General features: G+C 42.9%; 12 protein-coding genes and 1 pseudogene. 6 read left to right on the forward strand and 7 right to left on the reverse strand.

The window, feature by feature from the left end:
* The first annotated feature begins 290 nt into the window (after nt 1–290).
* On the forward strand, nt 291–467 hold the full coding sequence (locus tag O9334_RS06015; protein ID WP_184891208.1) for a hypothetical protein: 177 nt from the start codon (nt 291–293) through the stop codon (nt 465–467).
* Between the two features lie 352 nt (nt 468–819).
* Here the strand turns inward: O9334_RS06015 and O9334_RS06020 are convergent, their stop codons facing one another.
* From O9334_RS06020 to O9334_RS06035, 5 genes and pseudogenes are all read right to left on the reverse strand, one after another.
* Nucleotides 820–1,527 (reverse strand): matrixin family metalloprotease, encoded by a 708-nt coding sequence (locus O9334_RS06020; protein ID WP_287768043.1) that lies wholly within the window; start codon nt 1,525–1,527, stop codon nt 820–822.
* A gap of 12 nt (nt 1,528–1,539) precedes the next feature.
* Entirely contained in the window at nt 1,540–2,142 is a 603-nt protein-coding gene (locus tag O9334_RS06025) for a TerD family protein (protein WP_002760097.1), read from the reverse strand.
* A gap of 14 nt (nt 2,143–2,156) precedes the next feature.
* Nucleotides 2,157–2,732 (reverse strand): TerD family protein, encoded by a 576-nt coding sequence (locus O9334_RS06030; RefSeq protein WP_002760098.1) that lies wholly within the window; start codon nt 2,730–2,732, stop codon nt 2,157–2,159.
* 153 nt (nt 2,733–2,885) lie between these two features.
* Nucleotides 2,886–3,044 (reverse strand): annotated as a pseudogene (locus O9334_RS23105) (hypothetical protein); the annotation flags it as partial.
* An 85-nt stretch (nt 3,045–3,129) separates the two neighbouring features.
* Complete coding sequence (locus tag O9334_RS06035) at nt 3,130–4,200, reverse strand: hypothetical protein (protein WP_287999667.1); 1,071 nt, start codon at nt 4,198–4,200, stop codon at nt 3,130–3,132.
* Between the two features lie 119 nt (nt 4,201–4,319).
* Here O9334_RS06035 and O9334_RS06040 point away from each other — a divergent pair, with 119 nt between their 5' ends.
* The 3 genes from O9334_RS06040 to O9334_RS06050 all read left to right on the forward strand — a co-directional run bounded on the left by O9334_RS06040 (nt 4,320) and on the right by O9334_RS06050 (nt 5,652).
* The gene (locus O9334_RS06040; RefSeq protein ID WP_045356694.1) at nt 4,320–4,640 is read left to right on the forward strand and encodes a helix-turn-helix domain-containing protein; all 321 of its coding nucleotides are present in this window, start codon (nt 4,320–4,322) and stop codon (nt 4,638–4,640) included.
* Nucleotides 4,641–4,837: 197 nt separating this feature from the next.
* Nucleotides 4,838–5,452, forward strand: coding sequence for a hypothetical protein (locus tag O9334_RS06045; protein ID WP_287999668.1), 615 nt, complete (start codon nt 4,838–4,840; stop codon nt 5,450–5,452).
* A gap of 2 nt (nt 5,453–5,454) precedes the next feature.
* A complete protein-coding gene (locus O9334_RS06050) occupies nt 5,455–5,652 on the forward strand; it encodes a hypothetical protein (RefSeq protein ID WP_287999669.1) in 198 nt (65 codons plus the stop codon).
* Between the two features lie 372 nt (nt 5,653–6,024).
* Here the strand turns inward: O9334_RS06050 and O9334_RS06055 are convergent, their stop codons facing one another.
* Nucleotides 6,025–6,192, reverse strand: coding sequence for a helix-turn-helix domain-containing protein (locus tag O9334_RS06055; protein WP_287999670.1), 168 nt, complete (start codon nt 6,190–6,192; stop codon nt 6,025–6,027).
* A 220-nt stretch (nt 6,193–6,412) separates the two neighbouring features.
* Between O9334_RS06055 and O9334_RS06060 the strand changes: the two genes are divergently transcribed.
* Together O9334_RS06060 and O9334_RS06065 are read left to right on the forward strand one after the other, a co-directional pair.
* Nucleotides 6,413–6,718 carry a DUF433 domain-containing protein gene (locus O9334_RS06060; protein WP_130758141.1) on the forward strand — a complete coding sequence of 102 codons (306 nt, stop codon included), beginning with the start codon at nt 6,413–6,415 and terminating at the stop codon, nt 6,716–6,718.
* 2 nt (nt 6,719–6,720) lie between these two features.
* Complete coding sequence (locus tag O9334_RS06065) at nt 6,721–7,071, forward strand: DUF5615 family PIN-like protein (RefSeq protein ID WP_190381667.1); 351 nt, start codon at nt 6,721–6,723, stop codon at nt 7,069–7,071.
* 353 nt (nt 7,072–7,424) lie between these two features.
* Here O9334_RS06065 and O9334_RS06070 read toward each other — a convergent pair.
* The coding region (locus O9334_RS06070) for a photosynthetic reaction center family protein (protein WP_159298104.1) at nt 7,425–7,686 on the reverse strand (262 nt) is incomplete at its 5' end.

A 7,686-nucleotide genomic window follows, 5' to 3' on the forward strand; every position in this document is an offset into this window, starting at 1 on the left:
CTGTTAAAATCAGGTTAGCGATCACTATACAGCCAACTCTACGGAATCGCTCTACTCCAGATACAGTCAACGGTACAGCCATTTTCAAGGGAAAAATGTACCCAGTAGCCTCTTTTCAATTTTTTCTGAGAAGCGACCTGCAGTAAGGGTTTTGTTAATTTTTTAGTATTTCTGTATGGGGGAAGTCCAGTTATTACATCTGGTTTAATAAAGCTATTTGATGTAAATCAAATTCTTCAACACGAGAACGACCCAGAAATTTTGGATATGCTTCAAGAGTACGGCTATTCATGAAATTTGTACCGACTTCTATTTACCACCTCACCTCAACCGTGGCACTGGCATCATTGCCGAACACATCGACTAACCGGACAGCGATCGCTGCCCATATCCCTAACAACTGCATTTGGAGCAGTATCGATCGCCGGTTCGACTGGGAAAAAATCGCTAGGGGATGCGATCGATAGAACAAGGGGAAGCGAAATCTAGGTTAGCTTTCCCGTCACGTTTTGCTTTTCTGGTTTCTGTGTGGAATTAATTTCTAGCTTTCTTGTTTGTGGCTTAGTAAGGTTGAGAATTAGTAGGCTAATTTCAGAAGTAATAGAAAGGGAGCAATCAGGGGAAGTAATTGACGTTATAATTAGCCATAGTTTTCCGTCAAAATTGGATTTTGTCTCTTGAAACTCTGATTAATCGGTTTTTAGAGCTAATTTTGACTATTGGTCTAATCTGCCGCTATTCTTTGCTGTGACTGACTTATAAATTTTTGGAGATGTCTATTATAACCAAAAAAGCGATCGTAATATATAAGTGATCTCACTAACATTGTTCTTCAGTCTTATATCTGCGAATAGCACTGTTCATCAGGTTAATCTGCTCTGCGTGAAATGAAGGGGGCATGGCACCATGAGTCGTGTAGTCTAATCCATCGTGCATGACATCTGTTGGTAATTCAGAGTGATCTAAACCTAAGGTATGACCAATCTCATGAGCAATCGTGTTGGCAATTAAATTAGATAGACTACTAATACTAAGATTGCCTCTACAAGAAGCATAAAAAACTTGATCGATTCTGATAATTGCATGACCAGTAACTTTACCTAATAAGAAGCTCGCTACTCCTAAATAATCTACTGGCTGACTGTCAGCAAATACATAAACATGAGTAAATTTATCTTGCCATTCCTGACTGTTAGGTGGTTCTGTAGTAAGAAAAACCTGAACACCTCTGAATGCACCATACAGTCTGGAAAAAGCTTCCATAAAAATTGCACTCATGGTTTCTTGATATTCGGGTAAGACTGCCATATTTGAAATATCTATCCAAATACAATGGCGACTTTTTTCTGAAAAATTTCGCAAGGGAAAACCGCAGTTAGGACAAAATTCCCATTCTGCTTGAAGGCGCAATCTACAAGATTGACACCTGAGTTTAATTGGTCTAGTGAGATCTATACGCTGAGATAGAGATTGTTTGAGCTTGCGGTTGTATTTAGTTAAGTCCAGTCGTTCAAATAAAGATGACATAGCTTTCCTTTACTAAGCATAAGAACCGACAATTTCTCCTAATCCGTTGACACTAACTCCATTTCCAATTGCAGCTAACTTCCACTCGTCGTTATGTTGGTATAACTCTGCCATAATCATTCCCGTAGCACCTTTGTATTCATTTCCTGATAGATTGTAGCGAGCAAGCTCTTTGTTGTTAGACATATCTACTAATCGTACAAATGCGTTTTTTACTTGGAAAAAGTCTTGTTTTCTGGCTATACAGTCATAAATATTGACTGTAAAAACCAGTTTGGTAATTCGTGATGGCACTAAGGAAAGATCAACAATGATTTGCTCATCATCTCCCTCTCCTGCCCCCGTCAAGTTATCTCCTAAGTGAGTGATTCCTCCCGATCGATGCTTGAGATTGCCAAAATAAACTATATCGTCCTTGTCTCCAACTTTTCCGTTACTGCCCAAGCAGATTACTGAAGCATCTAGGTCGTAGTTCGGTCTGTTACTAAATGCGCCGAACAAGCCACCCCCAGTTTGTTCCACTACATCCCATCCTAGTCCACAAATAATTTTTTTCAGACCAGGTGCCTCTTTTGTCAGGGAAATACGTTGCCCTTTCTGTAAATTGATGGCCATAATTTGAACTTTCCTTAGCTATAACGATCTAGCAATGCTTGCAGCCCTCCTTGATAGCCAGAACCCACCGCGTTGAGTGACCATTGCCCATCTTTGCGATAGAGTTCTGCCATGATTAGGGCGGTTTCAATAGAATAGTCTTCTACTAAGTCGTAGCGTACAGCCTCTTGTTTGTTCTGAGCATTAACGATACGTACAAAAGCGTTTTGTACTTGTCCAAAGTTTTGGCGACGTTGCTGTGCCTCGTGAATCGTTACTGTAATAACAATCTTCTTAACTTCTTCTGGTACTTTCTTGAGGTCAATTTTAATAACTTCATCATCCCCTTCACCAAGTCCTGTTAAGTTATCCCCAGTATGTTGGACTGATTTGTTTGGATCAGGGCTGAAAAGATTGTTGTAGAAGATAAAGTGTTTATCTGAGATTAGCTTTTCATTAGCTCCCAACAAAAACACCGACGAATCTAGATCGAAGTCCGATCCAGTGTCAGTGGCTTTGACATCCCATCCCAATCCTACAAATACTTCTGATAATCCAGGAGCAACTTTTTCTAGCGATACTCGTTGTCCTTTTGTTAATGAAACTGCCATAAAATACTCTCCTGGTCAATTGCGTATTGAATGAACTTTACAGTTAAGTCGGAGGGATTTTTCCTGATTTGTCAAGACCTAGTTGGTCACAAAATAAACCAGAACTAATATTACTTTACCCCCCTGTTTTTGTCAAGTGTAAACCAACAGAAATTAACAAAAATTTACATAGAGAGCAGGGTTTAACTGAAAATGGTGGTTATATTGAGCCGCAGGAACAACCGAAGCATCCCGATGATTTACCGTGGTGACTTCATTATAAACTTCTTGGGGAATGATAATTTTGCCAAAGAGTTTTTGGAGTAAGTTAAGTTGACCAACTTTGCCTTTTTCTCATACTCTCAAATCCCTAGTAAACCCTGAAACCCGATGCCAAGCTTGCCCATCTTCTTCTATATCAACGGGCATTATATCCTTCCAAGAACTCCAATAACTTTTCTTCCCAAGGGTTCAGGTAGGGACGTTTCAAAGAACCCAACGTTTCCAAAATAGCCCTCACCGTCTCCTCTTCCCCTAACGACCGGAGTTCAACCAGACGATCGCTCAGTCGTTGCATATTTTGCCGGTGGTCGGGGGAATACTGCAAATCCTTTAAATTCTCCTCTCTAACGGTATATTCACCGTTCCAAGCCCGCACCAGACAGGAAAATTCTCTCACCTCGATCACGATACACCAACAACCACCCAGACCCCGTAAATCGGGGTTATCCTTGATTAGAATTTCGCAGACATCACCGACCCGGTAGGGTATGGGAATTTTGGTTCGCTCCCGGATGCGCTGTACAATATCCTTGACGATGCGACCAGATGGGACTTTACCACCAGCAGCTTCTACCGCCTGCTGCCACACTTCTCTCTGTTGGTCTGGTTCCAGTTGAGTTAGGGGACGGACTTGACGCTCGGAGATTGGCAAAATTTCAGAACCAATGGTTCTCGTTTCGTCTCTGTCTGATTGAGAACCAATGGTTCTCGTTTGCAGATTCTCAAAAACTTCGGAACCAGAAATCAGATAGTCCATCTTGCGACGAGAATAACCAAAACGATCACGGCAATACTCCTCAAAAGTCTTGTGGGTAGAACGGTACAGTCGTCTATCCCGCAGTTCCTTCAAGGCTGTTCCCGCTTCGTAGAAAGCCCTTTCTACCTTGCGTTCCCAGAACAGACGTTGACGTTCCTCTTCTGGTGTCAGTTCATCGACCACCTCTACCCGTACTGATTGCGGGGGAAACAGATCCAGTTCCAAGTTGACCGCCCCTTCCGGTTCGGGTGGCAGCCGTTTACGGTTCTTTTTAGCCCAATCATCCAGCCACACCCGGGGCGAGGCGAACTTGGTGGTGGCCTTAACGGGAATATCGAGGACAAAACCGTTCGCACTGACGGTGCGCTTGGCACTAAAAGAATTGTACTCAAAACGCCACTCTAACCCGTAGGCTGTCCAGATTTGCGGAGAGCGAGACCAGATGCTCACGCCGTTACCTCCCGACTACTTGACTATTTACAGTCGCAAAGTTTGTTTTTTTTATCAATCAGTGATATTAATATTATAAGTGATAGAATAGACGATAACAACAGTTTTTCAGAGAGGTTGTGGACGTGGTGAAACAGAAGAAAACGGTGATGATTCCCGTCGAGATGGTCGAGACTATCTCATGGTCGGAGGAGGCAGGATTGAAGTTAAAGGAGATTCGGGAGGGACAGGGACTATCTCGAAATAAGTTGGTAAATAAGATTAGGGATGCCGGTCGGGACATTTCACCCCAGCACATCCAAAAGTTGGAGACTGGTTTCAAGGCAATAACGGCAGAAACTCAGACGGCCAAGAGTGTCGGCACGGCTACCCTCCGAGCGATTCTCGACGCTTTGGATTACCCGCTCGATCGGTTCCTCACTGAAATCGGTCACAAGTAAACCTAATTTTGTCTTTTTAATCCCTAAACCGAACCGACGATAACTTCCGAAATTCTCTTGGTTCCAATTGAAGCCTTTTTTTAAGGGACTATACTGGATTTATCCGTTAGTTCCGCATACCTATCCACTGTTTCAGCTTTTTGTCCCCTCGATTCGGTATTTATTTTTTATTCTTAACCCCTCGGAGATGAAAAATTATGCAAAAAGCCGCCTCCTTACCCGATCGCTACCGAATAGGAAAAACCCAGTTTTACGAACGCCGTCAGCACCTGATCCGCTTGGGTTACGACATGGAAGCCGAGAAACACGGTCGAAACAGCTACTACAGTGATGAACAGGTGCAAATATTCGATGACCTAAACACCCACTATAAGAAATGGGGTACTCTCGAAGGTTTTCCGAGTGCTACCCCCGAAATCGCGAATAAACAGACCGAAACCGAGAAAAATGCCTCCGTAACTAACGCCCAGACGGGATTAGTTCAGCGAGAGAGTGAAAAAGTCATAAACGATTCCGTCGATGCCGAAGAAATCTTCGTCGATACCAATCCCTTAGAGGACATTCAAGAGGATAATTTTCGTCGCGTGGATGAGGCCGCCCAGTTTGCCGCCGCCCAGAATCTCGTCGCTTTCAACTACCTGACCGTAAACTATATGAAAGAACGCAATTTCAGCGTACCCGGTCTAAGGTCACAGGTAGAAAAATCTGGTCGTGTGGTCGAGGAGTCCCTAGATTCTCTTAAACAGTCCCCAGAATTAATCGCAAAGAAGCTGATCCAACGTACCAAGAAGGAACCAGAACAGATGACCTAACCTTGATCCTACAGGGTGCGATCGAACGAGAACGCCGTCGTCTGTTACATTGGTTTCTGGTCTGTCAGATCACGGGGTTATTATCCGGTGGGGTGATAGCCTTTTCCCTCAAAGGTGAACCCCTATCGGGAGCGGGTTGGGGATTGGGCATCGGTAATCTCCATTTCGGGGTGTCCGTCGGTTTTCTATCGAGGAAATAGTCGTCACCCGATAATCACGCTTAAGGTTGCGACCACGCAGTTGCCGTGAGACTTCAGACGTTCGACAAAACGAACGTCCGATCACCTCACCCCGTCATATCATCTCCTTACCACCTGGTCCGCTTTCAACAAAATCGAGTACATCTTCTGGATTCTTCTGGGATGCTGGCCAACAATCGATCGAGCGTTGGATTGCATGGCTTCTCTGTGAGTTCAACGATTGAATTCTCGTCAAGTCCGAAGCTTTCAGCGATCTTGTGGGGAATTTCGATATCCATGATCTTCTTGTCCGATAAAGTTAGAAAATTAACCTTAAATACTTATTTAATTCAGTTATCGGTCAAATAAAGGTAAATAACTGCAATTTTTCCCTTAAGTAATCGCATTTAGACCTTTTTTCTCCACCAGAGACAGCAGTTTTAATGCGGGTCTGGCTGGATGTTTCTCTCCCCGCTCCCATTGACTGACCGAATCTTTGGAGACGTTCAGGTAACGGGCAAAAACGGCTTGACTTACCCATTTTCTATAATCATTTCTGATAGGAGAGTTGCTTTATTCATGAAAATTCTAGGCTGGTTTTTTCTGTATTATATCTTATCGCTCACTTCTCCTCAACGAAAAAATCATAAGAATTAAACCGCAAAAGCAAGATTCTGTCAGGGCGTGAAAATTAAGTTTTTAGTCGATGAATTTTTAATTGGGTCGATTTGAATGAATTTGTGATACAATAAAAAGGCTAAAATACTTAATAATTTAGATAATGAATGCGACGACAATTGAAATTGGCACTTTGATTGATCGTTCTCCTAAAATTCGAGGAGGAAGACCAACAATTGCTGGGACAGGAGTGACAGTGCGCCGACTCGTTTCTTGGTATAAATTAGGACTGACTCCTGAAGAAATTTTAAACCGGATGGGACATCCCCATTTAGATTTAGCCAAAGTTTATGCGGCTCTAACTTACTATCATGCCAACAGGGAAGAAATTGAAACTGATTTAGCACAAGAAGAAGCTGATGTGAAACAGTTTGAACAGGAGTGGCTTCAATCTAAGTTAAATAAATAGTCATGCTGGCATTATATTTGGATGAAGACTCGATGGATCAGAGCCTTGTAGCGGCTTTAAGAGCCAGAGGAGTCGATGTGATAACGGCTACAGAAGCAGGAATGTTGGGGCGCTCCGATTCAGAACAATTAGACTATGCTACTGGTCAAGGAAGGATGTTATACACTTTCAATCGGGGCGATTTTTACCGCTTACACACTCAGTATTTAACTGAGGGTAAATCTCATCGGGGAATAATACTCGCCCCTCAACAACGTTACTCTATTGGGGAACAATTGCGACAAATTCTGGACTTGATTTCTGTCAAAACACTTGAACAGATGGAAAATAATGTGGAGTTTATTAAAGGGTAATCTATGCCCAATTTACCAAGATTAAATCTGCTTATAATCCTACAGTTAATCGTCTATTCTAGCTTCATTAATCCTCTGCTGGCACTTTCACAAGAGGAAGGAAATGTAGTTAATAGAGAAGAACAACTGCATGAGATTAATTCTGAACTCCCCTGTCTCGATAGCAGTAAGTACCTAAGCAAAATTAATTACACATATCTAACCCCCTCTTGCCTTTTGCCTCTTGCCTTTATTCACTAGGAAATTTATTTGGCACGACTACTTAAGAGAATTTTATCTGATTTTTTTCAAAATGAGAATTGCTGACAAAAAAGCACCCCCTCGCGGGAGTGCCTTTTCGTTCAGACTAGAACTTAACCATTGATAGCAGGAGCGGTCAGAGCTACAGGAGCCTGTTCACCACTAGCCAAGTCTAAGGGGAAGTTGTGAGCATTGCGCTCGTGCATTACTTCCATACCGATACCAGCGCGGTTTAACACATCGGCCCAAGTACCAATTACACGACCTTGAGAATCGAGAATCGACTGGTTGAAGTTGAAACCGTTGAGGTTAAACGCCATGGTGCTAACACCCATCGCGGTAAACCAGATACCGATTACCGGCCAAGCACCCAAG

Origin of the sequence: Microcystis sp. LE19-8.1F (assembly GCF_027531715.1) — a bacterium.
Taxonomy (GTDB): Bacteria; Cyanobacteriota; Cyanobacteriia; order Cyanobacteriales; family Microcystaceae; genus Microcystis; species Microcystis wesenbergii_A.